Below are 25,742 nucleotides of genomic sequence, written 5' to 3' on the forward strand. Positions count from 1 at the left end.
TTGAACTGTCCACAGCCAGTCGCGTGCCACCGACGCGACCGAACTACCCGAAGCGGGCCTGCCGGGGGCGGCGGGACAACCCCGCCGCAGCCAGGATCAACCGTCCGCCGGGCTGGATGATCCGCCGCAGTTCGATCAGCGGGTGGTCCAGTCCTCCAGATAGTGGAGCACCAGCGCGGCGACGTAGTGGACCCCAGCGCGGCGACGGCGTCATCGAACGCCTCGTCGGCTCAGGGCAGCGGCTAACCGCGGTCCGCGCCTTCGCCTAGCTCTTCCGGGCCAGCTCGACCGAACGGCGGGCCAGCACCGCAACCCGCGTCGAGGATTTCTCTGCCTGCCACGTCACCGGCGAAAACCAGAATCGCGGGACAACACTATCCAAGGAGCACTGACCTGCGGCTTTCCGAGCCGAACCACCCACAGCCAGCACCGTCACAGATGCGGCCGGACAACCCGCCCCAACCACTCCGCCGCAGCACGAGCCACCGCGTCCAGATCGCTCGCCAACGTATGGTCCCCAGCCACCACGACGATCTCGTGATGCGGTGCCGCCGAAGGCCTCCCGAACGGATCCCGCTCCCCCTGGATCACCAGCGCGGGAACCTCCACCGCATCGAGCTCCGCCTGCCGCGACTTCTCCGGCTTCCCCGGCGGATGCTCCGGAAAAGCCAGACACAGCACCGCAACCGCCTGCCCGGCCGAAGCCGTCCGGCAAGCAACCCGCGCACCCGAAGAACGACCGCCGAACACCAACGGCAAGTCGTCAAACCGCGCGGAAACCTCATCCGCCACCGTCAGCCAAGCCGTATCCAGCTGCTTAGCCGGCGCCGGAGCCCGACGGCCAGCCACCCGATACGGCTGCTCCACCAGCGCCACATGCATCCCGGCCGCCTTCGCCGCCTGGGCTACCGCCACGAGATCCTTCGCTCCGATGCCCCCGCCCGCGCCGTGGCCGAGGAGCAGCACCGCGTCACCGTCGGGCGCGCAATGCAGCTCGACCCGCGCGAGTCCGTGTTCGGTGTCGATCTCGAGGGTGGTCATGACAAATCGAAGAGCGAGTCGACGGATTGCTCGGTTTCCGTACGCCGCAACAGTTCCGGGCCGTTGTTGCGGACGTTGTTCACCAGGCTCGACACCGGCCGCAGCTCCAGCGATTCGACGACCGCGGGCGAGGTCGGCACCATCAGTTCGTCCACTTCGGACCGATCCGGGTCGAGCCATCCCGCCCAGTTGTCGCGCGGCACGATCAGCGGCATCCGGTGGTGGACGTCGGTGAGCTGGCCCGCGGCGTCCGTCGTGAGGATCGAGAAGGTGATCAAAGGCTCGGCGTCGGCGTCGTCCTTCGGCCGCCAGCTTTCCCAGATTCCGCCAAAGGCGAGCGAATTCCCGGAGGGATCCGTCATGTAGAACGGCTCCTTCTCCTTGCCCGTGCGCCGCCACTCGAACCAGCCGTCGGCGGGGACCAGGCACCGCCGCGACGCCAGCGCGCGCTTGAACGCGGGCTTTTCCTTCGCGGTTTCCGCACGGGTGTTGATCATCCGCGAACCCGCCGAAGGATCCTTGGCCCAGAACGGAACCAGGCCCCACCTCATGATCCGCAGCGAGCGCTCAGCCGGCTCCTCTTCCAGGACGAGCCCGTCGGCGTCGCGGGGATGCCGCTGCACCACGGTCACGACGTTCTTGGTCGGCGCGACGTTGTGGTCCACTCGCGCCCGGCCCTCGGTCAGGTCGACCGCGGCGAACTCCTCGACCAGCTTCGCCGGGTCTTTCGTCGCGGCGTAACGGCCGCACATGCCAACCTCCTCGGGGTGCCTCGGCGGCCATCGTCGCACGCAAACCGGGCCTGGCGCGACCGGCATGGGATCATTCGACCAGGCAAAGGGCGACGCGGGAGGACGTGGGCGGCTTGGGTCGAGGCGACTGGAGGCGGCTGGACGAATCCGACGTGCGGGTGCGTCCCGGCAAGGGCACCAGGCCACGCAGCAAGCGCAGGCCCGAGCACGCCGACGCGGTCACCGCGATGGTGATCGGCAAGGACCGCGGACGCTGGACGTGCGCGGTCGACGCCGATCCGGGCCGCGTCGTGATGGCCATGCGGGCCCGCGAAATGGGCCGCGTCTCGGTGGTCGTCGGGGACACGGTGGCGCTGGTCGGCGACGTCTCCGGGCGGCCGGACACGCTCGCCCGGATCGTCCGCGTCGACGAGCGTTCCAGCGTCTTGCGCCGCACCGCCGACGACACCGACCCGTACGAGCGCGTGGTGGTCGCGAACGCCGCGCAGCTGCTGATCGTCACCTCGCTGGCCGATCCTCTCCCCCGGCCCGGATTCATCGACCGCTGCCTCGTCGCGTGCTACGCGGGCGGCCTGGAACCCGTGCTGTGCCTGACGAAAGCCGACCTCGCCAGCCCGGATTCGCTGCTCGCCGGATACGCCGGCCTGGACGTCCCGGCCATCGTCACCCGGCACGACGAGGAACCCGAGGGCCTGCGCGAACGGCTCGGCGGCCGGATCACCGCCCTCGTCGGACACTCCGGAGTCGGCAAGTCGACATTGGTCAACCGTCTCGTGCCCGCCGCCGAACTGGCGACCGGCGTCGTCAGCTCGGTCGGCAAAGGCCGGCACACCTCGGTGGCCGCGGTGGCCTTGCCGCTGGCAGGCGGGGGCTGGGTGGTCGACACCCCCGGCGTCCGCTCGTTCGGGCTCGCGCACGTGACCGCGGACGACATCGTCAACGCCTTCGAGGAGTTCGCCGAGGCCGCCGAGGAATGCCCGACCAACTGCGGCCACCTCGGCCCGCCCGAGGACCCGGACTGCGCGCTGGACGCCGTGGTCTCCGACGGCAACGCCGGGGCGGACCGGCTGGCGTCGCTGCGCAGGCTGCTGGTCTCCCGAGCGGGCGGCGGCAGCGGCGGCGCCGAATCGTGATCTGACCGGCGTAACCCCTGGCGTCCGCTGCCGATACGGAGTGCGACAGCACCACAATCCAGGGGGAACTTCATGCGGCTCCGCGTTGGCGCCGTGGCCGTTTGCGCCGCGCTCGCGCTGGCTGGGTGCGGCGCGCCCGCATCGTCGACGGCAAGCCCGTTCACCGACGCCCGGTCGCTCGCCGCAGCCGTCCGCCAGAGCCTCGGCAAGACCGGCACGGTGCGGCTGATCATGTCCGAAGAGGGCGGCACGAAAGCGACCGAAGTCGAGGTCGGCCTCCTCTTCAACGGCCCGCGCACCGCGGTCGACATGCGCCTGTCCAACGGCAGCGAACTTCGCATGCCCGGCGAGACGCTGTTCTTCAAACCGGCCAGCGCGCAGGCTGACCAGCTCGATTCCGCTCGCCGGTGGATTCGTTTCTTCCCGCTCGCCACCGACATGTACTCCAGGGCGTTCTGGAAGCTCGCGAAGCAAACCGCCGAACAGACCGACCCGCTGCGCACCGTCGACCAGCTCGCCAAGGCCGGCGAACTGACCGGGTCCGCGCCGGCCGAACTCGACGGCCGCAAGCTCACCCACTACACCGTGCAGCTCGATTTCGACCGTGTCTCCGAGCATCTGATCGGGTTCATCGCCGACGAATCGCAGGACCGGATCCGGTCGCGGCTGTCCGGCAAGGGCGTCCGGATCCCGCTGGACCTGTGGCTCGACGACTACCAGCGGCCGGTCAAGGTCACCCTGGACGAACGGCCTATGGCCCGGTTCGACCACGACATGACCGGCTCCGTGCTGACCGTCCGGTACCAGCGCTGGGGCACTCCGGTCGAGGTCGCCGCGCCAGCTGCGGATCTGGTGGACGACATGGGCGGATAAGATAAACCGGAAGAAACCTCTCCGGCGGAGGGAACCTTTCGCCGCCGGAGCGCGTCACAGAAGCAACCTCGCGGAGTCACCCCGCCAGTGGCCCGCGCGCCGGACCGCAGGGACGCGGCCCTCAAGGCCGAACGGCGACAACGCAGGTGAAAGACCGATTCCTTCCTAGGGGGAGAACCATGCGCAAGACCACGACGTTCGCCGTCGCCGCCGGTGCGGCGCTGGCGCTGGTGCTGACGGGCTGCGGCTCGAGCGCCGAGAACGGCACCGCGGCTCCGGCCGGGCAGTCCAAGGACGGCGGGTCCGGCCTGGCGTCGCCGTTCAGCGACGCGCTGAAGCTGGCCGACGCGGCCAAGCAGGGCACCGAGAAGGCCAAGTCGGCGAAGATGTCGATGGACATGAACATGGCAGGCCAGTCCGTCAAGGCCGAGGGTTCGATGCGCTTCGACGGCGAGAACTCGGCCATGACGATGACCATGAACACCCCGCAGGGCGCCACCGAGATGCGCTACGTCGACAAGACCCTCTACATGAAGGTCCCGGCCGCGCAGGCCAAGCAGTTCGGCTCGGACAAGCCGTGGCTGAAGATCTCGCCGGACGCCACCGACCCGATGTCGCAGTCGTTCAGCAAGGCCATGTCGCAGTCGACCCAGCAGAGCGACCCGACGCAGATCCTCGACCAGGTCTCCAAGACCGGCCAGATCATCGGGGCCGACCAGGTCGACCTGAACGGCGAAAAGGTCAACCACTACAAGGTGGAGCTGGACGTCAGCAAGTCCGTCGAGAGCTACTCCAAGGGCCAGCCCGCCGAGGTCCAGGAGCAGATGAAGAAGATGCTCTCGGGCAAGAACATCAAGATCCCGGCCGAGATCTGGATCGACAAGGACCAGCTTCCGCTGCAGGTCACGATGGACCAGTCCGAGATGATGAAGTCGCTGGGCGCGCCGACGGGCTCGGGAGCCTCGGCCGGCGGCAAGATCACCGTCAAGTACACCGACTGGGGCAAGCCGGTCGACGTGGCCGCGCCGCCCGCCGACCAGGTCACCGACTTCGGCGAGATGATGAAGAAGATGGGGCGCTGATCCCCGGAGCTTTTCGCGGGCCCCGAGCCGTTCCGGCTCGGGGCCCGTTTTTTGTGCGCTACTGCCGGTAGCACGCGTTCCCCCGAACGGGGCGGCCCCGCCCGCTGTGCTTGGCTGGAGGCACTTACGGCCGGTCAGAGAGGGTTTTCGGATGCGCAGGACGGCCGTCGCGGGTGTCGCCGCGCTGCTGGCGATCGCCTCGGCGGGATGCTCCAGCACCCCGGCACCGCAGCGCTTCACGGACGCCCGCACGCTCGCGGACGCCGCCTCCGCCGCGACCTTGGCCGGACACACCGCGAAGTTCACCGCTGACGTCACCACCGGCACCCTCGTGTCCCACGGGAAGGGCCAGGCGAAATTCGACCGCGCCGGAACAGCGCTGTCGATGACGACGGACTACGTCGGCGAGCCGCTCGAACTGCGCCTAGTCGGCAAGACGCTGTACGCGAAGGTCCCGGAGAGCGCGCGGGACCAGGTCAGCGACCACAAAGCGTGGGTGAAGGTGTCGCCGGACGGCACCGATCCGCTTTCGCAGGTGCTGGGCGGCAGCCTGGCGCAGCTGGCCGAGCAGAACGACCCGGCGCGCACCCTCGCGCAGGTCCGCACGGCGGGGACGGTGGCTTCCAGCGAGGAAACCACCCTCGACGGAGCCTCCGCCGAGCACTATCACCTGACCGTCGACCTGGCGAAACTCGGCTCCGAACTGCCCGGCGGCCTGCCCGCCGAAGCGCTGACCCGCCTCGGCGACCGCGGCAAGACGGTCCCGTTCGACCTCTGGCTGGACTCGCAGCACCGGCCGATGCAGCTGGTCCTGGACCTGACGCCGGTCATGCAGGCGACCGGCCAGACCGGCGTCGCCACGGTCAAAGCGCGCTACACGGACTGGAACTCCCCGGTCACGATCGACGCCCCCGCCCCCGCTGACATCGGCGTCATGACCAGCGGCTAAGCGAGGTCAGCGGCCGCACCCGCAGCTTGGCCGCGATCCGGGCGAGCGCCTGCTGATCCGCGACGCTGAGCGGCTCCAGCACGAACTGCCGCACCGTGCGCACATGGACAGGCGCGGCCTCGACGACCACGGCGTAGCCGGACTCGGTGAGGGCGACGAGGGTGTAGCGGCCGTCCTCCGGATCCGGTGACCACTCGACCCAGCCGCGCTGCTCGAACCGTTTGACGACGTTGGACAAGCGGGAGAGCGAACCGTTGGCCAAGTAGGCGAGTTCGCTCATCCGCAGGCGGCGTTCCGGTGCTTCCGAGACGTGGCTCAACGCCAAGTACTCGAAGAGGGTCAGCCCGGCTTCGTGCTGCAGCGGGGATTCCAGCCGTCCCGGCAGCAGCAGGACCAGCGAAACCAGCCCGGTCCACGCTTCTTTCTCGGCGGCGCTGAGCCACTGCGCCTCGTCCGGCGTGCGGGCGCTGGGCGGGTGGGACGACGACTGGAACTTCCCGGACGCGCTGGAGGACGAGATCGTCCAGGCCTTCGACGACGTCGAGCAAACCCTCGCCACGGCCGGAGCCACCTGGCGCGACGTCATCGCCGTGAGCTCCTACCACCTGCCGGAATCCGCGGGCGGGTCGAAATCCGCGTGACCGCCGTGGTCGGCTGACGTGCCGTGAAGGGCCCCTTGAGGGAATCTGATTCCCTCAAGGAGCCCTTCACGGACCGCTAGAGCAGTTCGAGCAGGAAGGGCAGTTCCTGCAGTGCGTACCAGGCCAGCTCGTGGTCTTCGGCGTCGCCGAGGGTGAATTCGGCGTCCTCGTCGCCGAGATCCGCCGCGTCGATCACGGCCGCGGCGGCCGTCACCGCCTCCTCCGCCTCGGCGGAGTCCACGTGGATCGCGGCGATCTGGGATTTCGGCACCGGACCCGCGAGACGCACGACAGCCGCGTCCAGATCCGGGCGCAGCGTCGCGTCGTCGACGTCCACCGAGACCACCGCCCGCCGCGGTTCGCCCTTTTCCTCAGCGGCGATCAGGCGCAGCGACGCCCGGGCCGCGTCCAGCAGAGCCGCGTATTCCAGTTCCTCGTCGGAACCGCTCGCGTACGCCTCGCGCAGGGCGGGCGTCAGCGCGAAACCGGTGCCGCTGCGAGCGCGGAATTCGCCATTGGCCTCCAGGTCTCGCAGCATCGCGATCGTCGCAGGCAGATAAACCCTCACCAGTGCGCACCCTTCAGCTCTTCCAGCGCTTCTTCGATCATCCCGCCGAGCAGCCCGACGTCGAACGCGGCCTTGCGGTCGCCGTTGAGTCCGAAGTAGACACCGCCGTGGTAGGAGGTGACCCCGATCGCCAGCGCCTGCGTGCGCATCAGCGGCATCACCGGGAACATCTCCACCAGTCTCGCCTCTCCCGCGTACATCGGCACCTGCGGCCCCGGCGAATTCGTGATCATCAGGTTGAAAATCCGCCCGGACAGCGATCCGCCCGCCCGCGCGCCGAGCGAATGCAGCGTCGCCGGCGCGAACCCGCTCACCTTCAGCAACCCGCGCGCGGCCACCGATCTTCCCGAATTCAGGTGCTCGGCCATCGCGTGGCCGATGTGCTGCAGCCGCAGCACCGCGCTCGGCTCGCCGACCGGCAGGTCGATCAGGTACGCCGCGACCTCGTTGCCGACCAGCGCGGGCGTGGCGAACTCGGCGGTTTCGGCGTCGGTGACCGCCATCGGCACGAGCGCGCGCACGGTTTCGGTCGGCGTGAGGTTCTCCCCGCGCGACAGCAGCCATTCCCGCAGCGCGCCGGTGATCGCGGCCAGGATGACGTCGTTGACCGTGCCGCCGTGGTTCGCGCGGATCTTGCGGAAATCCTCCAGCCGCGTGCGCACGACCGAGAACACGCGGCCGCCGGACACCCGGACGTTCAACGGCCCGGACGGAGCGGGCCGGGCCACCGTCGCCGCGACACCACCGAGCGTCTCGACGGCCTTGCTCACCGTGGTCACCGCGTCGCCCGCGATCGAGCGCACGTTTTCGATCAGCTCGCCGGGGCGTTGCACGGTCTCGCTCATCGCGTCGAGGACCAGTTGCGCACGGCTCGGCTCGCGCCGCGGCGCCCACATGTCCTCGAACGGTTCGGGCGGTTCGGAGGTCTCGTCGAGGATCAGCTGGCCGAGGTCGATCGTGCCGACACCGTCCACAACGGACTGGTGCGTTTTCGTCACCATCGCGACCCGGTCGCCGGCCAGTCCCTCGACGAAATACGCCTCCCACAGCGGGCGTTCCGGCGCGAGGCGGCGCGACATCAGGCGCGCGACCAGGTCGAACAGCTGGTCGTCGCTGCCCGGCTGCGGAAGCGCGGAGCGGCGGACGTGGTAGTTCAGGTCGAAGTCGACGTCGTCCACCCACACCGGGCGCGCGAGGTGCCCCGGCACGGCGAGCACGCGCTGGCGGTAGCGGGGCAGGAACGCCAGCCGCGCGCCGACGAGGTCGAGCACCTGCTCGTAGGCGAAGCCGGACGACGGCCGTTCGAAGATCGCCACGCCCCCGACGTGCATCGGCGTCGTCTGGTCCTCGACGTACAGGAACGAGGCGTCCAGCGCGGACAGGCGGTCGGGCATGAGCCGATCCTTACACAATGCGAGACTGGCCGGTGTGGGTGATGAGCTGGCGGGTTCGCCGAAAGACCGCTTCCTGACCGTTTACGGGCGCAAGCCCGTGCTGGAGGCGCTGGGCGATCCGGACCTGCGCGTGGACAAGGTGATCCTCGCCGACACCGCGCGCGGCCCCGCCGCCGCGGAGATCCAGCGCGCCGCGAAAGCCGCCGGGGTGCAGGTGCAGCGCGCGAGCGCGCACCGGGTGAAAGTGCTGGCCGGCAACGGAAAACAGGACCAGGGCGTACTGGCCGACGTCGTCGCGCCGCGAATGCGCGCCCTCGCCGCCGCCCTCGACGACCGCCGCCCGCCCGCCCGACTGCTGCTCCTCGACGGCATCACCACGCCGGCCAACGTCGGAATGATCCTGCGCACCGCGACGGCCGCTGGGTTATCCGGCGTGATCGTGCCGCGCCGGGGCGTAGCCGCGCTGGACCCGATGGTGGTGAAATCCTCGGCGGGCGTTGCCTTCCGGGCACCGGTGCTGCGCTGCGGATCGGCGCGCGAGGCGGCGGAAATGCTGGTGGAGGCCGGATACAGCCTGTTCGCGCTGGGCGCCTCGGCGGCGACGTCGGTCTTCGACGTCGAACTGCCGCAGCGGTCGGCGTTCGTGCTGGGCGGCGAAACCGAAGGCGTCGGCGAGGCGGTCGCGGAACTGGTCACGGAGTGGGTGTCGATCCCGATGCCCGGCGACGTCGAATCGCTGAACGTCTCCGCCGCGGCCGCGGTGCTGTCGTTCGAACTCGTGCGGCGCGGGGTCAGCTGAACAACGCCCCGAGTTCGTCGAGAGTGTCGGCGATCGTGCGGTGGTGCACGCCGACCATGCCCGCGGCGACCGCCCCGCGCACATTCCGCTCGGCGTCGTCCACGAACACGCATCTGGGCGCGGCCAGCCCGATCCGCTCGGCCGCGACGAGGTAAATCTCCCGGTCTGGCTTGGCCACGCCGACCTCGCCGGAGAAGACGAGCGCGTCAAAGTATTGCGACAGCTCGGTTTTCACCCCCGGCGCGGCTCCTGGCGCGTTCGACACGAGCGCGGTGCGCATGCCGTTCGCGCGGGCGTCGCGGAGGTACTCGTAGAGCAGCGCGGCGTCCGGGTCGGTAAGCACTCCGGCGTAGTCGACTAGCAAGCCCTTCAGCACTTCGCCAGCCTATCTGCCCTCGCCCGGACAAGGCCCTTAGCGCATCCGACGCATCCCGTCTGCACCGTTCTGACCTTTTCGCCGGATCAGGCACTCAACGTCCCATCGCGCGGCGGCCGCGCGCACTAAACAGGCGGACGTCCATGTTTCGGGGAGGGAACTCAATGACGAACCACAGCCTCCGGCCGCTGTCTGCTGTCCTGGAGGTCACGGGCCGACGAACGCACCGCCGCGGCGCGTGGCCGTCGCCGTACGATCTGCCGCCCGCCGGGCACCGGCTGCTGCGGCTCACCGATCCGCCGACCGGACGACGGCTCAGCCAGCGTCTCAACGCCATCCTCGAAGTCCTCGCCGGACGACGGGCGGCCGGGCAGATCCGTCCGCTCGTGGACGAGGCGTTGTTCTCCCGGCTCAGCAGCCAGGGTCTGATGCCGGGCATCCGCCATCACGTCGCCGGGGATCTGCGCGTCTGCCGTCCGACCGAGACGGCGCTGGAGACCAGCGCGGTCATCCATTCCGGACCTCGGGTGCTCGCGCTGGCGGCCAGGTTCGAGCGCACGCGGACGGGCTGGGTGTGCACGCGGTTTCACGTGCTCGCACCGCGAGCCGAGAGCGCGCAGGCCGGACGTCCGTCAGTCGCCTGAACAGGACACGTGTCCTGAGTCTTAGGACAACGGGCCAGCGGCGAGTCTAATGTGGACTGGCCAGGACAGGAGACGACAGAACGGCAGCACGAGCGTTCTCGTGCTGCCGTTCTCAGTCGTGCTCAGCCGTCCACAGTGGACGGATCAGGGACGCGTCAGCGACGCGGTCCCTTCTTGCCCTTCTTGGACTGCGCCCGCTCGGCGGCCCGGCGTTCGCGCCGGGTGCCACCGCCCGCGCCGCCCGCTTCCGCGTCGTTCGCGCTGTCCGAATGGGACTCGACGCCGCCGCCCTCAGACGGCCCGGACATCGTCAGTCCGGATTGGACACCGCCGCCGAGTCCCTTGCCGCGCAAGGCGGACGGGACCGAATCGGAGTCGGTGGCCGGCGGCTGGGGCGGGGCCGGGCGAGCGTGCTTGCCGCCCTCGTCCTCGCCCTGGTTGCCGAAGGCGCCTGCCGCCGCGGCGGTCGCGGAGGTGACGCCGCCCGGGAGCGCCGACGGTTCCGGCTGCTGCGCGGTTTCCGGCTCGGCGCGCTCGACCTGAAGGTTGAACAGGAAGCCGACGGCCTCCTCCTTCAGCGAGTCGAGCATCGCGCGGAACATGTCGAAGCCCTCGCGCTGGTACTCGATCAGCGGGTCGCGCTGCGCGAGCGCCCGCATCCCGATGCCCTCCTTGAGATAGTCCATCTCGTAGAGGTGCTCGCGCCACTTGCGGTCCAGCACGGTGAGCATGACCTGACGCTCGAGGCGGCGCATCGAGCCTTCCTCGCCGACCAGTTCGTCGATCTCGGCCTCGCGCTTGGCGTACGCGGCGAGCGCGTCGTCGACCAGCGCCTGGGTGAGGCCTTCCGCGTCGAGGTCGCCGTCCTCGACCAAGTCGTCCCAGTCGAGGCTCACCGGGTACAGCGTCTTCAGCGCGGTCCACAGCTGCTCGTGGTCCCAGTCCTCGGCGTAGCCCTGGGACGTCGCGCCCGCGGCGTACGCCTTGACCACGTCGATGATCATGTGCTCGATCTGCTCGCGCAGGTCCTCGCCGCCGAGCACGCGCAGCCGCTCGGCGTAGATCACCTTGCGCTGCTCGTTCATGACCTCGTCGTACTTGAGGACGTTCTTGCGGGTCTCCATGTTGAGCTGCTCGACCTGGGTCTGCGCGCTCTTGATCGCCTTGGAGACCATCTTGTGCTCGATCGGCACGTCGTCCGGCAGCCGCATCGTGGTCATGATGCGTTCGACCAGCACCGCGTTGAACCGGCGCATCAGGTCGTCGCCCAGCGAGAGGTAGAACCGCGATTCGCCGGGGTCGCCCTGACGTCCCGAACGACCGCGCAGCTGGTTGTCGATGCGCCGCGACTCGTGCCGCTCGGTGCCGAGCACGTAGAGCCCGCCCGCCTCGCGCACCGCGTCCGCTTCGACCCGCGCCTCTTCCTTGATCTCCTCGAGCACCTTCGGCCACGCGGCCTCGTACTCCTCGGAGTGCTCGACCGGGTCGAGGCCGCGCTCGCGCAGCACCTCGTCGGCCATGATGTCCGGGTTGCCGCCGAGCACGATGTCGGTACCGCGGCCCGCCATGTTCGTGGCGACCGTGACCTGGCCCTTCTTGCCCGCGCGCGCGACGATCAGCGCTTCCTTGTTGTGGTACTTCGCGTTCAGCACCTCGTGCGGCACGCCCAGTTTGAGCAGCAGCTTCGACAGGTGCTCGGACTTCTCCACGCTCGTCGTGCCGACCAGCACCGGCTGGCCCTTTTCGTGCCGCTCGGCGATGTCCTCGGCGACGGCCTCGAACTTGGCCTGCTCGTTCTTGTAGATCAGGTCGGCGCGGTCCGCGCGGACCATCGGCCGGTTCGTCGGGATCGGCACCACGCCGAGCTTGTAGGTCTGGTGGAACTCGGCCGCCTCGGTCTCGGCGGTACCGGTCATGCCGGACAGCTTCTTGTAGAGCCGGAAGTAGTTCTGCAGCGTGATCGTGGCGAGCGTCTGGTTCTCTGCCTTGATCTCGACGCCTTCCTTGGCCTCGATCGCCTGGTGCATGCCCTCGTTGTAGCGGCGGCCGACGAGGATGCGCCCGGTGAACTCGTCGACGATCATGACCTCGCCGTCGCGGACGATGTAATCCTTGTCCTTGTGGTAGAGCTCCTTGACCTTGAGCGCGTTGTTCAAGTAGCCGACCAGCGGGGTGTTCGCCGCCTCGTAGAGGTTCTCGATGCCGAGCTGGTCCTCGACGAACCGGACGCCCTTTTCGGTGACCGCGACGGTGCGCTTCCGGACGTCGGTCTCGTAGTGGTACTTCGAGTTGATCAGGTTGGCCTTCTCGACCCGCTCGCGCGTGCCCATGGTGGTGGTGTCGATGCCCTGCATCAGCGGCGCGAGCCGGGCGAACTCGACGTACCACCGCGACGACTGGTCCGCCGGGCCGGAGATGATCAGCGGGGTGCGCGCCTCGTCGATGAGGATCGAGTCGACCTCGTCGACGATCGCGAAGTTGTGCCCGCGCTGCACGCATTCGTCGAGCGACCACGTCATGTTGTCGCGCAGGTAGTCGAAGCCGAACTCGTTGTTCGTGCCGTAGGTGACGTCGGCGTTGTAGTGCTTGCGCCGTTCCTGCGGGTCCTGCTCGGCGATGATGACGCCGACCTCGAGACCGAGGAAGCGGTGGATGCGGCCCATCCACTCGGCGTCGCGCTTGGCGAGGTAGTCGTTGGTGGTGACGACGTGCACGCCGTCCCCCGGGATGGCGTTCAGGTAGGCGGCGAGGACGCAGGTCAGCGTCTTGCCCTCGCCGGTCTTCATCTCGGCGACCTGGCCGAGGTGCAGCGCCGCCCCGCCCATGAGCTGGACGTCGTACGGCCGCTGGCCGAGCACCCGGTGCGCCGCTTCCCTGGCGACGGCGAACGCCTCCGGCAGCAGCTCGTCCAGGGATTCGCCCTTGCCGTACCGCTCGCGGAACTCGTCGGTCTTGGCCCGCAGTTCGGCGTCCGACAGGTCCTTCACGTCGTCTTCGAGGGTGTTGATGTGATCGGCGATGTTGCGCAGCCGCTTCACCATCTTGCCCTCGCCCGCGCGGAGCAGGCGGTTCAGCACCATCCGGTCGACCTCACTAGCTGATCATGATCGAGCCCAGGCCGTTCCCGGGCAGTAATCGCCACGGCTGGCGCCCGTGTGCGCCGCCGCCGTCTCCCCCATCGTAGGGAACGCGGACTGGTCCGCGCACGCACGTCGTCGCAGAAGGTCACGGGAGGTTTGCACAGGTCCCGACGAAGGTCGTGTCGCGGGTCGCGCTCCGGGCGCGCGGACGGCCCGCACGCGTTCGCGTGCGGGCCGCCGGCGAGGTGGTGTCCGGGCGGGGTCAGCCCAGCCGGATCACGCCGTAGTCGAAGCCCTTTCGCCGGTAGACGACACTCGGCCGACCGGCCTCGGAGTCGTTGAACAGGTAGAAGTCGTGGCCGACCAGCTCCATCTCGTAGAGAGCCTGGTCCACCGTCATGGGGTCCGCGTCGTGTTGCTTCTCGCGGACGACGCGGCCGGGCTGATGGCCCAGGTCCTCGTCTTCCCAGCGCCCCTGCCGGGGAATGTCGCCCGCACTCGTCGCCGCGAAACCGTTCACCATGGATTCGGTCGCGTCGGGTGCGTCCAGGACGGCCGTGCCCATGGCGGGCCCGGCGACGGCATCGGATCCGCCGACCATCGACGTCGCCTCGGCGACCGACTCCGGACGGCTGCGCCCGTAATGCACGCGCCTGCGGTCGTGTGTCCGCCGGAGCCGGTTTTCCAGCTTGGTGACGGCGGAGTCGAGCGCTGCGTAGAAGTCGGCTGCGCTCGCTTCCGCGCGAACAGCCGGACCGCGGCCCTTTCCGGTGATCTCGACGCGCTGGCAGCTCTTGGCCTGCCTGCGGTTGGGCTCGTGGAAGAGCTCCACGTCGTAGCGGATGACCTTCTTGTCGTAGCGCTCAAGGCGGGCCAGCTTTTCGCTGACAAGCGCCCGGTAATGCTCGGGCACCTCCACGTTGCGGCCCTTAACGACGATGTCCATACACGACCTCCCTCGCTGAGGAAACTGCGAGCTGTTGTGTTCTCACGGCACCGGTACTACAGCGGTTACTGCACGGGTTCGGCGGGCTGATAAAGAATTCGCGACCGGATCACGACGTCTCGTGGCGGTAGCGCGAACGCGAACTCAGCGGGCCGCCGGCGCCAGGGACATGGGCTGCACACCTCCCTGCCTGCGGGTATTGCTGATAGCGGTGCACGTTAGCTTCATCACGCCGTCCGCAACAGCCCCCGAGCCGGGGGATGTCACGATCCGGGAACTCGTCACGGGGCGCAGTGAATCATGCGTGCGCAGCCCGAAACCGCCGCTCGGAAGGCCGAGCGCGCGTGCCCAAGTTTCACGCGGACGGCGCAACCCGGCGACACCTCGGACGCCGAGGGTGACCGAGGCCCTCAGCACAGCCGCCACCTCGGCGAACTGCCCCGGTGCGGGTGTGATTCCGGCCTTGACCCTCATATCCGGACAACGGGCGACGACGGTGGGAGGTTCCCTCTTGACATCACTCGTGTAGGTGACACCTGGCGGTAGTGGGCGTTTGAGCGCGAGTTACCTCCTCGGAGAGAAAGCGGGGAAAGTTTTTCGGGCGGGTGGTTTTTGGAAGCGTTCCGTTTTAGCGGGCGGCCGGAGCGGACGATCGGTTTCCGGGTGACCGGATTTCGGTTTCGGATGTGGCCGGGCTCGGGCGCGGCGGGTTCTCGGGGCGCGGCGGGTCGGGGCAGGTCAGCTTTGGGACGCCGCCGGTCCCGGCGTACGGCGGATTCTCAGGATGGACTCGGGCCAGGGCGCGTTCGGGTTTAGGACGCCGCCGATCTCGGTGCTCGACGGACTCTCAGGACAGACCGGGCCCGGGCACGTCCAGCTTTCGGACGCCGCCGATCCCAGTACACAGCGGACTCTCAGGACAGACCGGGCCAGGCCACGTCCAGCTTGCAGACGCCGCCAGTCCCGGTACACAGCGGACTCTCAAGGCAGACCGGGCCAGGCCACGTCCAAGTTTCAGACGCCGCCGTTCCCGGCTCGGCGGATTCGAGGGATGGACTCAGGCCATAGCGCGTTCGGGTTTCGGACGTGGGACAGGCTGCCCTTCAGACTGTCGCCAGCAGGGCGAGTACCGCCACCACCGGCACGCCCGCGTTTTTCAACGCCGTGACGCATGCGGCGGACGTGGCGCCTGTGGTGATCACGTCGTCCACCACCACGACCCGCGCGCCCGGCGGCGGACGACCGGCCGCGGCGAAGCGAAGTCGTCCTTCCAGGTTGGCCACGCGCTGAGCCCGGCTCAGGCCGACCGCGTCCCTCCCGCCCGTCAGCACCAGGGCGGGCGCGACATAACCGCCAGTCAACCGAGCGGCTTCCGACGCGATTCGCAGGACGTGCGGGCCTCCGCGAACCCGTGCAGCGGTCCGTCTGCTCGGGGCTGGAACCAGGCACCACGGACTGGCGCGAGGACCGCCCGGCAGCAACGTCATCAGGCCGGCGGCCAGCACCCGGCCCAAAAACGGGGCCACGTCGCGACGGCGGCGTTCCTTGCAGGCGATCAAGGTTCGCTTGGCGACGCCCTCGTAGCGCGCCATGGCGTAGGCCGGGGCTGCCAGCGGCGCGCGAAACACCTCAGTGGGGGACCCCCACGCCGTGGAGCATCCGGCGCACACGGCCGCGCCGCGGGTTTCACAGCCGGCGCAGAAGGTCGGCAGGATCAGGTTGAGCAGAAGTCTCAGCACCATGACTAAGAGTGTGCAGCCAACCACCGACAGTTTCGGGCCGCGCGAATGCCAGCGCCCGAAATTCGCGCCGAAAAAGTCCAGGGATCACCCCGGATAGAACGGCTCCGCGTTCTGCATCGAGTGCGACTGCGGCCGCCACACCTCGCCCAGTTCGGTCGCCGTCCACAGTCCTCCGGCGTCCGCGACCACGATCGGCTGGCCCGGCGCCGCCGCGACCGCGCGCACCGGAGCGGTGAGGTTCGAACTGTTGTAAGCGTCCATCCGCCGTCCGTCGACCGACAGGCGCTGGACCGGCTGCGACGGCGAGGATGTCGCGGCCACGAGAGTGTCCGGCGTGGAACCCCAATCCACGTCCAAGACGTCGATCAGCACGCCAGGCTGCAGGACGCGCGGCTCGCGCAAGGTGACCGTGTCGCCGCTGCGCACCACCGACGCCACGACCAGCTGGCCGTTCACCGTCGCGGCCACGCGGGCGCCGTCCCGGGAAAGCCGGAGAACGCCGATCGGCCCGAGCGCCAGCAGGTCGTTCGCGTTGACGCTTTGGCGCAGCCAGCGGCCGTTCGGATCGAGCACCATCCGCGCGATGATCGAATGGTCGACGACCGTCCACACCTCGTTCGACGGACCGGCTCCGGTCGGGGCGGGACGCCAGGTCGGGCGGCTCAGCGAACCGCCGCCGAGGTCGACCGTCGGCAGGTCGCGGCCGAGGTCGCCGATGCGCAGCCGGACCCGGTCGCCGTCCTGTTCGACCACCGCGAGCCGTTTGCCGTCGATCGACTGGGCCGCGTTCACCACCTGGTACGCGCCGTTGCCCACCGCGCCCGCGATCGGCGCGCCGTCGCTGAGCGAGCGCACGCGCCCGCCGATCGTCATCAGGCCCCGCAGATCCGGGCTCGCGTTGTACGAGGGCACATCGCTGCTGCGCCAGTACTCGTGGTCGCGCACCAGCGGCGCGCCGTCGGCGAGCAGCCGGATCCGGGTGGACGTGACGGTCTGCATCGACAGCACGATCTGCGCGGCGATCAGCGACCGGGTTTCCGGACTGGTCCCGGTGAGCCCGCTCAACGGGACGGTGAGCGAACCGTCGTCGTTGTTCTTCACGTTGTTCTCGAGCGACACCCCGTCGCCGAAAAGGTTCTTCACCGCGCCGGTGAGCCCGGCCGACGGTCCCTGCAGGATCAGGTCCATCACCCGGCCCGGCATGCCCGACTGCGGTTTCGCCGGGACGTAGCGCAGGTCCGGCACGAAGGCCCCGGAATCGGGCGAGTAGAAGCTCACCGCGACCGGGTTGTAGTTGCCGTCGAACTCGTCGTCGGTCACCAGCAGCACCGGCGGGGGCGGGCTGGAGATCCGCCATTGGCCGTCGGCCTGCTTGCGCACCTGGAAGGTCTGTTCGGCCGGGCCGCTGCCGGGGATGAACGCCGAGTCCGCGCTCAGCGTGCCGAGCACCGAACCGCGCACCGTGACCGTGCGGACGTTCGGATCCGGCGTGGTCGACGGCGGAGTCGACGTCGCGGTCGGGCCGGAGGCGGCGGTGTCGTAGACGGTGCTGAAGGTCTTGTCGATGATCGTGAACGAACGATTCGGCCGCCACGCGCCGCGCTGTTTGTCGTCGAGGAACGCCTTCGAGGCCGCGTTGCTCGAGCGCGGATCGGCGTTGGCCTTGATGAACAGCCGCACGATGTCGAGCGGTTCGGCGTTGGCCGGCGGCTCCGGCGCGTTGTTGGCCTGCTGCGGCGCCTTTTCCGCGGACACCACGACCGGCAGTGACTCCTGCGGAACGTTCGCGCAGCTCGCGAGCACCAGCGCGCAGGCGAGAAGGAGAAGCACCCGCCTCACTGACCGACCTCCTCCCGGTCCGGGGCCGGATCGGCGAGGATCGCTTCCGGCGCGGGGTGCAGTTCGGCGACCGACGACGGCGACAGCGTGATCTCCGAAACGGCGTCGGGCGGCGGCAGCACCAGCGGGCTTTCCGCGATCGGCACGCCCTGGCGGCGCGGCACCTCGAGCCGGAAGCAGGCGCCGTGTCCCGGCTCGCCCCACGCGTCGAGGACGCCGCCGTGCAGCCGCGCGTCCTCCTGGCTGATCGCGAGGCCGAGCCCGGTGCCGCCGGTGCGCCGGTTGCGCGACGGGTCGGCGCGCCAGAACCGGTTGAACACCAGGTCGGCCTCCCCCGCCCGCAGGCCGACGCCGTAGTCCCGGACGGTGATCGCGACCGCGGTCTCGTTCACCGCGACCGTCAGCACCACCGGTTTGCCCTCGCTGTGGTCGACGGCGTTGGCCAGCAGATTGCGCAGGATCCGCTCGATCCGGCGCGCGTCCACCTCGGCCGAGGTGTCCTCGTCCGGCAGCACCAATTCGACCGCGCTGCCCGCGGTTCCGGCGAGCACCCGCACCTGCTCGACCGCGCGGGTCGCGATCGGCCGCACGTCGATGTACTCCGCGGACAGCTCTTCGACGCCCGCGTCGAGCCTGCTGATCTCCAGCAGGTCGCCGAGCAGCGCCTCGAACCGGTCCAGCTCGTCGACCAGCAGTTCGGTGGAACGCGCGAGCCCGGGCGGGAACTGCTCGCGGGACGCGTGCAGCACGTCGGCGGCCATCCGCACGGTAGTCAGCGGGGTGCGCAGCTCGTGCGACACGTCGGAGGTGAACCGGCGCTGCAGGCCGCCGAATTCCTCGAGCTGGCGGATCTGGTTCTGAATGCTGGCCGCCATGCTGTTGTAGGACACCGCGAGTTTGGCGAGGTCGTCCTCGCCCACGACGGCGAGCCGCTGGTCGAGGTCGCCGCCCGCGAACTGCTCGGCCGCCGCGACTGCTTGCCGGACCGGCCGCACCACCTGCCGGACCACCAGGTTCGTGATGCCGGCAAGCAACAGCAGCAGCACGATGCCGGCCACGAACAAGGTGTTCTGGACGGTCGAGACGGTGGTCTGTTCGCTGGTGAGCGGGAACAGCAGGTACAGCTGCAGCGGACTCGCCCCGGACATCAGCGAGGTGCCGACGATCAGGTACGTGGTCCGCACGCCGTTCTCGTCGACGGTGTGCTCGAGCCGCGCGAGGTGGTCGGCCTCGACGAACTGGCGCAGCCGCTCCGGCACCGAGTTGAACGGCCCGACGTACACCGGGTCGGCGTCCGACTGCCCCCGCCCGACGCTGGCCAGCACCGGTTCGAAGGTGCCCGCGGTGGAACCCGCGCGCGACGAGGACGTGGTCGAGATCTTCTTGAGCGCGTTCTGCAGGCGCGTGTGCAGCGCGTCCGGGGACTCGCCGCCGATCCCGACCAGCTCGCGCGCGGCGGTGTCGGCGAGTGCCTGGGTCTGCTCGATCGCGGCGCGGCGCTTCGTGTCCAGCAGCCGTTCAGTGATCTGGTTCTGCAGGACCATGCCCAGCACGAACACGACGGCCGAGGACAGTGCCAGCGTCGAGATCGTGACGCGGAACTGCAGCGAGTGCTTCCACAGCTCGTTGAACGCCACCGCGCGGCGGCGGGCGAAAACCACGACCCGGCCGGCGAGCCGGGCCGTGGCGCGGACGGCGGCGCGAAGCCGCCCCGCGAGACCGGTCATCGCACGCTCACGGCGGGCCGGCCTTGTACCCGACTCCGCGCACCGTCAGCACCACCTCGGGGTGCTCCGGGTCCTTCTCCACCTTCGAGCGCAGGCGCTGGACGTGCACGTTCACCAGCCGGGTGTCGGCCGCGTGCCGGTAGCCCCACACCTGCTCCAGCAGCACCTCGCGGGTGAACACCTGGCGCGGCTTGCGGGCCAGCGCCACGAGCAGGTCGAACTCGAGCGGGGTCAGCGGGATCGCCTTGCCCTCCCGGGTGACCTCGTGCCCGGGAACGTCGATCGCGAGGTCGCCGATGGTGAGCGATTCGGCGGGCTCGGCCTCGGTGCGGCGCATCCGGGCGCGCACGCGGGCGACGAGCTCCTTCGGCTTGAACGGCTTGACCACGTAGTCGTCGGCGCCGGACTCGAGTCCGAGCACGATGTCCACGGTGTCGCTCTTGGCGGTGAGCATGACGATCGGCACGCCGGACTCGGCGCGGATCGCCTTGCACACGTCGATGCCGTTCATGCCGGGCAGCATGAGGTCGAGCAGGACGAGGTCCGGTTTCAGCTCCCGGAGCGCGGGCAGCGCCCGCGAACCGTCCGCGACGACCGCGGTGTCGAACCCCTCCCCGCGCAGGACGATGGTGAGCATCTCCGCCAGCGCCGGGTCGTCGTCGACCACCAAGACACGTGCCTTCATGACCACATGTTCGCACTACCGCCCGCACCCGCGCGCACGACCCGCGCGTTTGACCACCGGAAAGATCAAGATCACCGGCCCGGTTGGGCCATCCGGACCCCTCTGGCGTCCGGCGGCGACCGGATTCGCCCGCTCAGCCGAACAGATCGCAGCCGAACGGTTACTGTTGCGCTATGCGGAACCAGGACTCGGGAAACGCAACGGGAAGCGCGGTGCAGTCCGTCGACCGGGCGATCACGGTCCTGGAGCTGCTGGCCCGCAACGGCGAAACCGGCATCACCGAAATCGCGGGCGAGCTGGGCGTACACAAGTCCACCGCGTCGCGGCTGCTGAGCGTGCTGGAGGCGCACGGGATGGTCGAGCAGCTGGGCGAACGCGGCAAATACGCGATCGGGTTCGGCGTGGTCCGGCTGGCCGGTGCCGCGACCGGACGGATGGACCTGGCGAAGCTCGGCAGGCAGACCTGCCAGACGCTCGCCGAGGAGCTGGGCGAGACGGTCAACATCGCGATCGCCGACGACGGCGTCGCGATCAACATCAGCCAGGCCCGCGGGTCGGCGGCGATCACCACGCAGAACTGGACCGGCCAGCGCACGCCGCTGCACGCCACCTCCAGCGGCAAGGTGCTGCTCGCCGCGATGGACGACGCCGAACGCAAGCGGATGCTCGCGCACGAACTGGAGCAGTACACGCCGCGCACCACGGTCGACCGGGACGAGCTGGCGGCCGAGCTGGAGCGCGTCGCCGAAGACGGCTACGCGGCGTCCTTCGAGGAGCTGGAACTGGGCATGCACGCGGTCGCGGTGCCGGTGCGCGGGCCCGGCGGCGACGTCGTGGCGGCGATGAGCGCGTCCGGTCCCTCCTACCGGCTGTCCAAACAGCGGATCCGGCAGATCGTCGCGCCGATGGCAGACGCGGCGCGGGAGCTTTCCGCTCAGCTTGGCTACTTTTCCGCGTGACCTCTCCGGCCGCGGCGGCTCTCTTGACAGCGCGCCCGCGATCCCGCAATTTGTGAGTTGCAGCAGACGGAACATCGATCTCCATCCGCAACGCGTCCGTTCCCCGGCGGGGGCGTTCCGGCATGCCTGTCTCGTCCCGAGCCGGGCCGTCCGAGCGACGGCCGGCAGGCAGGAGGTACCTCGCGATGGCGGTGCGACCGCGGGTGGTTGTGCTCGGCGCCGGGCTCCTCGGCTGCGCGGTCGCCGACGAGCTGACCAAACGAGGCTGGACGGACGTCACCGTCCTCGAACCGGAACCGGCGATCGCCTCGGCCGGGCCGGGGCTGCTCTTCCGCACATACGCCGACCGCACGGCGTCCGAGTTCGCGAAGTACACCGCGGAGAAGTACAGCGGGCTGACCGTCGACGGCGGCTGGTGTTTCCAGCCGGTCGGGAGCCTGGAACTCGCGACCACGCCGGAGCAGCTTTCCCCGCTGCGGCAACGGCTTGGCTGGGCGACGTCGTCCGGCGTGCGCGGCTATCTGCGCGAACCGGGCGAATGCGCCCAGCTGCACCCGCTGCTCGATCCCGCGAAGGTGGTCGGCGGCCTGCACCTCCCCGGAGACGGGCTCGTCAAACCGATCCGCGCGGCACTCGCCCAGGCGCGCCGCGCCAAGGAGCGGGGCGCGAAGTTCCTTACCGGGCAAGAGATTGTCGAGATCGTGCGCACGGCGGGGCGGGTGACCGCGGTGGCGACCGCGACCGACCGGTTCCGTGCCGACGTGGTCATCTCGTGCGCCGGAGTGCGCGGGCCGAAGTTCGGGCGGCTGGTCGATCTCGCCGTGCCGGTGGTGCCGATCGCCGTCGATCACGCGCGGACGACGCCGTTGACGCAGCTCGCCGGGGACAACGACCACTTCACCGAGGCGGACAAGCCGATCCTGCGCGGTGCCGGGCTGTCGCTGCGCGAGCACGTCGACCGGATGGGCATCAGCGCGCTCGGCCCGGTCGAGACCGGCGCCGAGTTCGCTCCGGCGGGCTTCGAGGAGTCGTGGACGGCCGCGCTCGGGCTGGTGCCCGCGCTCGCCGAGGCGAAGGTCGAGGAGGGTGTCCGGCAGCTGGTTCCAGGTACGCCGGACGGGTTGCCGTTGCTGGGCGAGCATCCGGACCTCGACGGGTTCTGGGTCGCCGAGGCGGTGGACTGCGCGTGGTCCGCGGGGGTCGCGCGGGAGTTGACGCGCTGGCTCATCGAGGGGCAAGCGCACCTCGACCTGCACTCCGTCGACCTTGCCCGGTTCGATCGGCTGCAGCTGTCTCCAGGCCGCGTCCGGGAACGGAGTTTGGCGACGGCGGGGCATCGACGGCCGGCGCCGGAACTGCTGCGGACCACGCCCTGCTACGAGCGCGAAGTCGAACTGGGCGCGGAGTTTCGCGAGGAAGACGGCTGGGCGCGGCCGCAGCGGTATTCCGACAGCCGCACGGAGGCCGTCGCGACTCGGAGCCGGGTGGCGTTGTTCGACCTGACCCCGCGGCGACGGCTGGAGGTCACCGGCCGCGGCGCGCTGCCGTTCCTGCAGACGATGACCACGAACCAGCTCGACCGTCCGCCCGGCTCGGTCGCCGGGACGTTGCTGCTCGGCGAAGACGGCGGGATCCGCAGCGATCTCACTGTCGCCCGGCTGGGCGTGGAGGAGTTTCACGTCGCCGCGCACCACCACCGGGATGTCGCCTGGCTGCGCCGTCATCTGCCTGGCGACGGCTCGGTCCAGCTGCGCGAAACGACCGGCGGCACGTGCTGTCTCGGCTTGTGGGGGCCGCTCGCCGAGCGGGTGCTGCCCGAACTGTCCACATCGGACTCTCGCGTTTGGCGGACGTACGTCGGCGACGTGCCGGTGACCGTGCTGCGCGTGTCGGAGGTGGGCGAACCCGGCTGGGAGCTGCACACCGGCGCGGATCTCGGCCGGGCGCTGTGGGACACGCTCTGGGCGGCCGGGCAGCCGCACGGGATCGTCGCGGCCGGCGAGGACGCGCTGCGCAGCCTCCGGATGGAGGAAGGGCGCCGAAGCTGCGGTGTCGATGCGACCACCGAGCATGATCCGTACGAAGCCGGGCTCGGGTTCGCGGTACGGATGGACAAGGGCTACTTCCTCGGCCGGGACACGCTTCTTCACCGTTCTCCTTCGACGGTGCGGCGGAAACTGGTGTGCTTGACCGTCGACAACGCGCATTCCGTCATGCAGGGCCGGGAGCCGGTGTATGCCGACGGCCGCCCGGCGGGATACGTCACGAGCGGCGCGTACGGCTACACCGTCGACAAAAACCTGGCCTACGCCTGGCTTCCCGTCGAGGACACCCGGCCGCGGACGCCGGTGGAAATCGAACACTTCGGGGAACGGTTCGCGGCGAGGGTGGCCGCGGAGCCGTTGAGGAGCAGGGAATGACGCACTACGACGTGATCGTGATCGGTCTCGGCGGAATGGGCAGCGCGGCTGCCTACCGGCTGGCTCAGCGGGGCCAGAAGGTGCTCGGGATCGACCAGTTCGCGCCGGTGCACAACCTCGGTTCGAGCCACGGCGGTTCGCGGATCACGCGGCAGGCGTACCTCGAAGGTCCGGATTACGTACCGCTGCTGCTGCGCGCGCACGAGATGTGGGATCAGCTCGAACGCGACTCCGGACGGTCGCTGTTCACCCGCTGCGGCGCGGTGATGGGCGGACCGCCGGAGTCGCGCACGATCACGGGCAGCACGCTTTCCGCGGAGAAGTTCGATATCCCGCACGAAATCCTGGACGCGGCCGAGATCCGGCACCGGTTCCCCACCATCACCCCGGCCGAGGACGAGGTGGCGCTGTGGGAACCCGGCGCCGGTTTCGTGTCGCCGGAAGGAAGCGTCGCCGCGCACCTGCAACTCGCCGCGCGCCACGGCGCCGAACTGCACCACGAAGAGCAGGTTTTCACCTGGACCAGCACGGAAACCGGAGTGCGCGTCGGCACCGCTTCGAGCTACTACACCGCCGAGCGGCTCGTGCTGTGCCCCGGCGCGTGGGCGCCGGTGCTGCTCGGCGATCTAGGCGTCGATTTCGAGGTGCGCCGCCAGGTCCAGTACTGGTTCGAACCGGCGGACGTGCGGCCGTTCGCCGATCATCCCGTGTACATCTGGGAAACCGCGGCAGGCGGCCAGTTCTACGGTTTCCCCGCGCACACCGCGCAAGGCGTCAAAGTCGCCGTGCATCTTGGCGGCGAGCCGTGCACCGCCGACACCATCGACCGGCGGATCCGCGACGACGAGGTGCGCGCGGTCGCGGCCGTCGTCGGGTCCCGGATGCCGACGCTCCCGGCGACCTTCCGCCGCGCGGCGACCTGCCTCTACACCAACACCCCGGACGAACACTTCGTGATCGCCCCGCACCCGAGGCATCCGCGCGCGGTCGTGGCGTGCGGATTTTCCGGTCATGGCTTCAAATTCGTGCCAGTGGTCGGAGAGATCCTCGCCGACCTGATCGTCGACGGCACGACGCGGCATCCGATCTCGCTGTTCGATCCGGCGAGGTTCACGCCGTAGCGAAGTAGTGCTCCTCCGCCAGATCCTCAAGCAGGCCAGGGTGTTCCGGCTTCCAGTCGAGGATCTCGCGAGTGCGCACGGCGGACGTCGGCGCGTCCGACTGCACCATCGGCGCCAGGAACGCGAAGTGCGCCGCGGCTTCCTCCGGGGCGATGGACTTCGCCGGAACACCGAGCCGCGCACCGATCGTCTCGGCGATCTGCCGGAGCGAGACGGCCTCGTCGCCGACCGCGTGGAGCATGGTCCCGGACGGAGCCTTCTCCAAGGCCAGCCGGTAGAGCCGGGCCGCGTCCAGCGTGTGGCCGGCGGACCAGCGGTTGGCTCCGTCGCCGACGTACGGCGAAACCCCGGCCGCGCGGGCGAAACGGATCATGGTCGGAACGAATCCGTGCTTGTCGAGCGAACTGTGCACCGACGGCGGCAGCCGCACGACTGACGACCGGACTCCGCGATCGGCGAGCCCGAGGACGTAGTTTTCCGCGTCGACCCGCGGACCGCCCGGGAGGCGGTCGTCCTCGGTACCGACGCGGCCGAGCCCGGCGAACATCAGGGTTCCGGAGGTCGAGACCAGGGGTTTCCCGGTGCCGGCGAGGGTTTCGCCGAGTGCTTTCAGCGCGGCGAGATCCGCGTCGACCGCTCCGGCGAACTCGCCGCCGGCCATCAGGTCGTGCTTGAACGCCAGATGCACGACGCCGTCTGCCTCGGCGGCCGCCGCGCGCAGGCCGTCGAGATCGTCGAGGTCGCCGCGCCGCACCTGCGCCCCGCGTTCGACGAGCGTCGCGGCGGAGGCGTCCGACCGGGCGAGGCCGACCACCTCGTGCCCGGCGGCGAGGAGTTCGGGGACGAGAGCCGAGCCGACGTGGCCGCTGGCCCCGGTGACGAAAACCCGCATGGGCTGTCCTTTCAGCGTTGATGACACCTAGTGCCATCACCGTACGCCTGATGTCATCTGGTGTCATCACCTAGACTGG

The 25,742-nt window shown here is 69.8% G+C and carries 21 protein-coding genes and 1 pseudogene; 9 read left to right on the forward strand and 13 right to left on the reverse strand.

Annotated elements, in window-relative coordinates; translation table 11 throughout:
* Window positions 1-432: 432 nt before the first annotated feature.
* The gene (locus ACZ7OI_RS23450) at window positions 433-1,041 is read right to left on the reverse strand and encodes an alpha/beta hydrolase family protein (protein ID WP_470266315.1); all 609 of its coding nucleotides are present in this window, start codon (window positions 1,039-1,041) and stop codon (window positions 433-435) included.
* Entirely contained in the window at window positions 1,038-1,793 is a 756-nt protein-coding gene (locus tag ACZ7OI_RS23455; protein WP_470266316.1) for an SOS response-associated peptidase, read from the reverse strand. Before ACZ7OI_RS23455 ends, ACZ7OI_RS23450 begins: the two co-directional genes overlap by 4 nt.
* A 113-nt stretch (window positions 1,794-1,906) precedes the next feature.
* Here ACZ7OI_RS23455 and rsgA point away from each other — a divergent pair, with 113 nt between their 5' ends.
* The 4 genes from rsgA to ACZ7OI_RS23475 all read left to right on the forward strand — a co-directional run bounded on the left by rsgA (window position 1,907) and on the right by ACZ7OI_RS23475 (window position 5,830).
* Window positions 1,907-2,926 (forward strand): ribosome small subunit-dependent GTPase A, encoded by a 1,020-nt coding sequence (rsgA, locus tag ACZ7OI_RS23460; protein ID WP_470266317.1) that lies wholly within the window; start codon window positions 1,907-1,909, stop codon window positions 2,924-2,926.
* Window positions 2,927-2,998: 72 nt separating this feature from the next.
* Window positions 2,999-3,799 (forward strand): SCO4651 family lipoprotein, encoded by an 801-nt coding sequence (locus ACZ7OI_RS23465; RefSeq protein WP_470266318.1) that lies wholly within the window; start codon window positions 2,999-3,001, stop codon window positions 3,797-3,799.
* Window positions 3,800-3,978: 179 nt separating this feature from the next.
* Complete coding sequence (locus tag ACZ7OI_RS23470; RefSeq protein WP_470266319.1) at window positions 3,979-4,881, forward strand: SCO4651 family lipoprotein; 903 nt, start codon at window positions 3,979-3,981, stop codon at window positions 4,879-4,881.
* A gap of 151 nt (window positions 4,882-5,032) precedes the next feature.
* Complete coding sequence (locus ACZ7OI_RS23475; RefSeq protein ID WP_470266320.1) at window positions 5,033-5,830, forward strand: SCO4651 family lipoprotein; 798 nt, start codon at window positions 5,033-5,035, stop codon at window positions 5,828-5,830.
* On the opposite strand, the gene ACZ7OI_RS23480 is transcribed toward ACZ7OI_RS23475, so the two are convergent.
* The 3 genes from ACZ7OI_RS23480 to ACZ7OI_RS23490 all read right to left on the reverse strand — a co-directional run bounded on the left by ACZ7OI_RS23480 (window position 5,814) and on the right by ACZ7OI_RS23490 (window position 8,433).
* Entirely contained in the window at window positions 5,814-6,416 is a 603-nt protein-coding gene (locus ACZ7OI_RS23480; RefSeq protein ID WP_470266321.1) for a MarR family winged helix-turn-helix transcriptional regulator, read from the reverse strand. The two genes, ACZ7OI_RS23475 and ACZ7OI_RS23480, sit on opposite strands and share 17 nt — an antisense overlap.
* A gap of 131 nt (window positions 6,417-6,547) precedes the next feature.
* On the reverse strand, window positions 6,548-7,039 hold the full coding sequence (locus ACZ7OI_RS23485; protein WP_470266322.1) for a DUF6912 family protein: 492 nt from the start codon (window positions 7,037-7,039) through the stop codon (window positions 6,548-6,550).
* The gene (locus tag ACZ7OI_RS23490) at window positions 7,036-8,433 is read right to left on the reverse strand and encodes a WS/DGAT/MGAT family O-acyltransferase (RefSeq protein WP_470266323.1); all 1,398 of its coding nucleotides are present in this window, start codon (window positions 8,431-8,433) and stop codon (window positions 7,036-7,038) included. The genes ACZ7OI_RS23485 and ACZ7OI_RS23490 overlap by 4 nt, the downstream gene beginning before the upstream one ends.
* 34 nt (window positions 8,434-8,467) lie before the next feature.
* Between ACZ7OI_RS23490 and ACZ7OI_RS23495 the strand changes: the two genes are divergently transcribed.
* Window positions 8,468-9,232 carry a TrmH family RNA methyltransferase gene (locus ACZ7OI_RS23495; protein WP_470266324.1) on the forward strand — a complete coding sequence of 255 codons (765 nt, stop codon included), beginning with the start codon at window positions 8,468-8,470 and terminating at the stop codon, window positions 9,230-9,232.
* On the opposite strand, the gene ACZ7OI_RS23500 is transcribed toward ACZ7OI_RS23495, so the two are convergent.
* Window positions 9,225-9,608 carry an HAD-IA family hydrolase gene (locus tag ACZ7OI_RS23500; protein WP_470266325.1) on the reverse strand — a complete coding sequence of 128 codons (384 nt, stop codon included), beginning with the start codon at window positions 9,606-9,608 and terminating at the stop codon, window positions 9,225-9,227. The genes ACZ7OI_RS23495 and ACZ7OI_RS23500 overlap by 8 nt on opposite strands.
* Before the next feature lie 164 nt (window positions 9,609-9,772).
* Between ACZ7OI_RS23500 and ACZ7OI_RS23505 the strand changes: the two genes are divergently transcribed.
* Window positions 9,773-10,252: an Rv3235 family protein gene (locus ACZ7OI_RS23505; RefSeq protein WP_470266326.1), complete on the forward strand. Its 480-nt coding sequence runs from the start codon at window positions 9,773-9,775 to the stop codon at window positions 10,250-10,252.
* A gap of 523 nt (window positions 10,253-10,775) precedes the next feature.
* On the opposite strand, the pseudogene secA reads toward ACZ7OI_RS23505, so the two are convergent.
* The 6 genes and pseudogenes from secA to mtrA form a co-directional block, all read right to left on the reverse strand.
* Window positions 10,776-13,332 (reverse strand): annotated as a pseudogene (secA, locus tag ACZ7OI_RS23510) (preprotein translocase subunit SecA); the annotation flags it as partial.
* 262 nt (window positions 13,333-13,594) lie between these two features.
* The gene (gene hpf / locus ACZ7OI_RS23515; RefSeq protein WP_451997816.1) at window positions 13,595-14,278 is read right to left on the reverse strand and encodes a ribosome hibernation-promoting factor, HPF/YfiA family; all 684 of its coding nucleotides are present in this window, start codon (window positions 14,276-14,278) and stop codon (window positions 13,595-13,597) included.
* A 1,103-nt stretch (window positions 14,279-15,381) separates the two neighbouring features.
* On the reverse strand, window positions 15,382-16,020 hold the full coding sequence (locus ACZ7OI_RS23520; protein ID WP_470266327.1) for a ComF family protein: 639 nt from the start codon (window positions 16,018-16,020) through the stop codon (window positions 15,382-15,384).
* An 84-nt stretch (window positions 16,021-16,104) separates the two neighbouring features.
* Window positions 16,105-17,859, reverse strand: coding sequence for an LpqB family beta-propeller domain-containing protein (locus tag ACZ7OI_RS23525; RefSeq protein ID WP_470266328.1), 1,755 nt, complete (start codon window positions 17,857-17,859; stop codon window positions 16,105-16,107).
* Window positions 17,856-19,586 (reverse strand): MtrAB system histidine kinase MtrB, encoded by a 1,731-nt coding sequence (mtrB, locus tag ACZ7OI_RS23530; RefSeq protein ID WP_470266329.1) that lies wholly within the window; start codon window positions 19,584-19,586, stop codon window positions 17,856-17,858. Before mtrB ends, ACZ7OI_RS23525 begins: the two co-directional genes overlap by 4 nt.
* A 7-nt stretch (window positions 19,587-19,593) precedes the next feature.
* Complete coding sequence (mtrA, locus tag ACZ7OI_RS23535; protein ID WP_005150760.1) at window positions 19,594-20,271, reverse strand: MtrAB system response regulator MtrA; 678 nt, start codon at window positions 20,269-20,271, stop codon at window positions 19,594-19,596.
* Between the two features lie 173 nt (window positions 20,272-20,444).
* On the opposite strand from mtrA, the gene ACZ7OI_RS23540 reads away from it, so the two are divergent.
* The 3 genes from ACZ7OI_RS23540 (at window position 20,445) to solA (ending at window position 24,771) form a co-directional block, all read left to right on the forward strand.
* Window positions 20,445-21,230, forward strand: coding sequence for an IclR family transcriptional regulator (locus tag ACZ7OI_RS23540; RefSeq protein WP_470266330.1), 786 nt, complete (start codon window positions 20,445-20,447; stop codon window positions 21,228-21,230).
* A 185-nt stretch (window positions 21,231-21,415) separates the two neighbouring features.
* The gene (locus tag ACZ7OI_RS23545) at window positions 21,416-23,650 is read left to right on the forward strand and encodes an FAD-dependent oxidoreductase (protein ID WP_470266331.1); all 2,235 of its coding nucleotides are present in this window, start codon (window positions 21,416-21,418) and stop codon (window positions 23,648-23,650) included.
* Window positions 23,647-24,771, forward strand: a complete 1,125-nt coding sequence (gene solA / locus ACZ7OI_RS23550; protein ID WP_470266332.1) for an N-methyl-L-tryptophan oxidase — start codon at window positions 23,647-23,649, stop codon at window positions 24,769-24,771. Before ACZ7OI_RS23545 ends, solA begins: the two co-directional genes overlap by 4 nt.
* Here solA and ACZ7OI_RS23555 read toward each other — a convergent pair.
* A complete protein-coding gene (locus tag ACZ7OI_RS23555) occupies window positions 24,761-25,663 on the reverse strand; it encodes an SDR family oxidoreductase (RefSeq protein WP_470266333.1) in 903 nt (300 codons plus the stop codon). The genes solA and ACZ7OI_RS23555 overlap by 11 nt on opposite strands.
* Window positions 25,664-25,742: the final 79 nt, after the last annotated feature.

This window comes from Amycolatopsis sp. NPDC114503, from assembly GCF_055633655.1.

What these genes read in the sequence shown, in the direction of transcription:
- ACZ7OI_RS23450 (WP_470266315.1), bottom strand. Translation starts at nt 1,041, where the DNA reads ATGACCACCCTCGAGATCGACACCGAACACGGACTCGCGCGGGTCGAG.
- ACZ7OI_RS23455 (WP_470266316.1), bottom strand. Translation starts at nt 1,793, where the DNA reads ATGTGCGGCCGTTACGCCGCGACGAAAGACCCGGCGAAGCTGGTCGAG.
- ACZ7OI_RS23465 (WP_470266318.1), top strand. Translation starts at nt 2,999, where the DNA reads ATGCGGCTCCGCGTTGGCGCCGTGGCCGTTTGCGCCGCGCTCGCGCTG.
- ACZ7OI_RS23470 (WP_470266319.1), top strand. Translation starts at nt 3,979, where the DNA reads ATGCGCAAGACCACGACGTTCGCCGTCGCCGCCGGTGCGGCGCTGGCG.
- ACZ7OI_RS23475 (WP_470266320.1), top strand. Translation starts at nt 5,033, where the DNA reads ATGCGCAGGACGGCCGTCGCGGGTGTCGCCGCGCTGCTGGCGATCGCC.
- ACZ7OI_RS23480 (WP_470266321.1), bottom strand. Translation starts at nt 6,416, where the DNA reads ATGACGTCGCGCCAGGTGGCTCCGGCCGTGGCGAGGGTTTGCTCGACG.
- ACZ7OI_RS23490 (WP_470266323.1), bottom strand. Translation starts at nt 8,433, where the DNA reads ATGCCCGACCGCCTGTCCGCGCTGGACGCCTCGTTCCTGTACGTCGAG.
- ACZ7OI_RS23505 (WP_470266326.1), top strand. Translation starts at nt 9,773, where the DNA reads ATGACGAACCACAGCCTCCGGCCGCTGTCTGCTGTCCTGGAGGTCACG.
- hpf (WP_451997816.1), bottom strand. Translation starts at nt 14,278, where the DNA reads ATGGACATCGTCGTTAAGGGCCGCAACGTGGAGGTGCCCGAGCATTAC.
- ACZ7OI_RS23520 (WP_470266327.1), bottom strand. Translation starts at nt 16,020, where the DNA reads ATGGTGCTGAGACTTCTGCTCAACCTGATCCTGCCGACCTTCTGCGCC.
- mtrB (WP_470266329.1), bottom strand. Translation starts at nt 19,586, where the DNA reads ATGACCGGTCTCGCGGGGCGGCTTCGCGCCGCCGTCCGCGCCACGGCC.
- mtrA (WP_005150760.1), bottom strand. Translation starts at nt 20,271, where the DNA reads ATGAAGGCACGTGTCTTGGTGGTCGACGACGACCCGGCGCTGGCGGAG.
- ACZ7OI_RS23540 (WP_470266330.1), top strand. Translation starts at nt 20,445, where the DNA reads ATGCGGAACCAGGACTCGGGAAACGCAACGGGAAGCGCGGTGCAGTCC.
- ACZ7OI_RS23545 (WP_470266331.1), top strand. Translation starts at nt 21,416, where the DNA reads ATGGCGGTGCGACCGCGGGTGGTTGTGCTCGGCGCCGGGCTCCTCGGC.
- solA (WP_470266332.1), top strand. Translation starts at nt 23,647, where the DNA reads ATGACGCACTACGACGTGATCGTGATCGGTCTCGGCGGAATGGGCAGC.
- ACZ7OI_RS23555 (WP_470266333.1), bottom strand. Translation starts at nt 25,663, where the DNA reads ATGCGGGTTTTCGTCACCGGGGCCAGCGGCCACGTCGGCTCGGCTCTC.